Origin of the sequence: Methylobacterium crusticola (assembly GCF_003574465.1) — a bacterium.
Taxonomy (GTDB): Bacteria; Pseudomonadota; Alphaproteobacteria; order Rhizobiales; family Beijerinckiaceae; genus Methylobacterium; species Methylobacterium crusticola.
In genome coordinates this window covers 1-2,180 of record NZ_QOWC01000434.1, presented here as the reverse complement: position 1 = coordinate 2,180, position 2,180 = coordinate 1, and the positions used below count along the sequence as shown (strand labels likewise).

Here is a 2,180-nt window from a genome sequence, read left to right as displayed (position 1 = left end):
CGGCTCGCCGCGGCCCGGGCCCTGGCGGGCCGGCCCGAGGGGGCCGCGGCCCTCGGCGCGGCGCTCGCCGGGGAGGCGGATGCCCGCGTGCGCGAGGCCCTGCTCTCGGCCCTCGTGGCGATCGCCGACGAGGCGGCGGCGGCGGCCCTGGCGCCGCACCTGCGGGCCCAGGACCCGGCCCTGCGCAACGGCTGCGTCGAGGCGCTCCAGGACATGCCCGCCGCGGTGGCCGGCCTGCTTCCGGGCCTCCTCGGCGATCCCGACCCGGACGTGCGCCTCCTGGCGGCCGGCATCGCCCGGAGCCAGGCGCCCGAGGCTGCGACCGCGCTCCTCGTCCGCCTGCTGGAATCCGAGCCGCACCCCAACGTCTGCGCCGCCGCCGTCGAGGTGCTGGCGGAGGTCGGCACCGCCGGGGCCCGGGCCTCCTTGCGGGCGGCGCGGGCGCGGTTCGCGGCCGACCCGTTCCTGCCGCTCGCCATCGACGCGACCCTGGCGCGCCTCGGCGGCGAGGGATAGCGGCCCCGTGGCGGACACCCCCTCCCCGATCGCGGACGCCGACTTCGCGCGCTTCTGCGACTTCTTCTACCGGCGCACCGGCATCGCCTTCACGCCGGCCAAGCGCTACTACGTCGACCGCCGGCTGGCGGAGCGGATGCAGGCGACGGGCACGCGCTCCTTCGCGGCCTATTTCGGGCGCCTGCGCGTCGAGGCCGGCACCCGGTCGGCGGGGGGCGAGACCGAGCGCCTGATCAACGCGCTCACGGTCAACGAGACCTACTTCTTCCGCGAGGAGCATCAGCTGCGCTGCCTCACCGCCTCGCTCATGGCCGAGGTCACGGCCGGCAAGGGGCCGGGGGACAGCGTCCGGATCTGGTCGATGCCCTGCTCCACCGGCGAGGAGCCGTACTCCGTGGCGATCTGGCTCCTGGAGCACTGGCCGGAGGTCGACCGCTACGAGGTCGAGATCGTCGGCTCGGACATCGACACCCGGGTCCTCGCCGCCGCGGAGGCCGGCCGCTACGGCGACCGGTCGCTCATGCGGCTCACGCCCGACCTCGTCGCCCGCTACTTCGAGCCCGCGACCGCCGCGGGCGAGCGGCGCATCATCGCGGCCCTGCGCGGGTCGGTGCGCTTCTCGGCCTGCAACCTGATGGACGCGAGGGCGACGGGGGGCGAGGGCCGGTTCGACGTCGTGCTCTGCCGCAACGTCCTGATCTACTTCGACGATGCCTCCCGGCGCAGCGCCGCCGGCAACCTCTACGAGAGCCTCGTGCCGGGCGGCTTCGTCTGCCTCGGCCACACCGAGTCGATGAGCCGGATCTCGCCGCTGTTCCGCGTCTGCCGCTACGCCGACGCCATCGTGTACCAGCGCCCGCGGGAGGGCGAGCATGTCTGAGGCGGCCGCCCCGCGGGTCCTCGTCGTGGACGACGCGAACCTCGTGCGCATGTACTATCGCGGCGTGCTCGAGCGGGCGGGCTGCGCCGTCGACGAGGCCCACAACGGCGTCGAGGCCATGGAGATGGTGCTGCGCCGGCCCTACGGGCTCCTCGTCCTCGACGTGAACATGCCCAAGATGGACGGCCTCACGTTCCTGCGCGCGCTGCGCCGCCGGGAGGCGCCGGTGCGGGCGATCCCGGCACTCGTCACCAGCACCGAGGCCGGGGACGGCGACCGGGCGGCGGCCCGGGCGGCGGGCGCCAACCTCTACCTCGTCAAGCCGCTGGCCGAGGAGGCGCTCGCGGCGCACGCCCTCGCACTCCTCGGGCGGGCGCGATGAGCGACCTCGTCGCCGAGTTCGTGGTCGAGGCGCGGGAGCTCGTCCAGTCGGCCACCGAGGACCTCCTGGTGCTCGAGGCCGCGCCCGCCGACGCGGCCGCCCTCGACCGGGTGTTCCGCGCCTTCCACACCCTGAAGGGATCGGTCGGGCTGTTCGATTTCCCGCCGTTCCTCGCCGTGCTGCACGCCGCCGAGGACGGCTTCTCGGCGGTCCGCGCCGGAACGCTCGCGGTCGGGGCCGCGCTGATCGACCTCTCCCTCGAGACCCTGGACGCCGCCGCGCTCTGGACCGACGCCGTCGCCGCCTCGGGGCGCCTGCCGCCGGGCGTCGAGGCGGACGCCTCGCGCCTGACCGGGCGCTACCGCGCCCTGCTCGGGCGCCCGTCGGGGCCGGCGGCCGCGG

The 2,180-nt window shown here is 76.0% G+C and carries 4 protein-coding genes; all 4 read left to right on the top strand.

What is annotated here, in order from left to right:
• On the top strand, positions 1-516 hold a 516-nt coding region (locus DT057_RS34690; protein WP_162501614.1), incomplete at its 5' end, for a HEAT repeat domain-containing protein.
• Between the two features lie 7 nt (positions 517-523).
• Positions 524-1,396 carry a CheR family methyltransferase gene (locus DT057_RS34685; RefSeq protein WP_238313081.1) on the top strand — a complete coding sequence of 291 codons (873 nt, stop codon included), beginning with the start codon at positions 524-526 and terminating at the stop codon, positions 1,394-1,396.
• Positions 1,389-1,778 (top strand): response regulator, encoded by a 390-nt coding sequence (locus DT057_RS34680; RefSeq protein ID WP_128566527.1) that lies wholly within the window; start codon positions 1,389-1,391, stop codon positions 1,776-1,778. Before DT057_RS34685 ends, DT057_RS34680 begins: the two co-directional genes overlap by 8 nt.
• Positions 1,775-2,180, top strand: a 406-nt coding sequence (locus tag DT057_RS34675) for an Hpt domain-containing protein (protein WP_203236464.1), incomplete at its 3' end; no start/stop codon positions are given. The genes DT057_RS34680 and DT057_RS34675, both read left to right, overlap by 4 nt.

Excerpts from the sequence above, each read along its gene's own strand:
- DT057_RS34680 (WP_128566527.1), top strand. The coding sequence starts at position 1,389 with ATGTCTGAGGCGGCCGCCCCGCGGGTCCTCGTCGTGGACGACGCGAAC.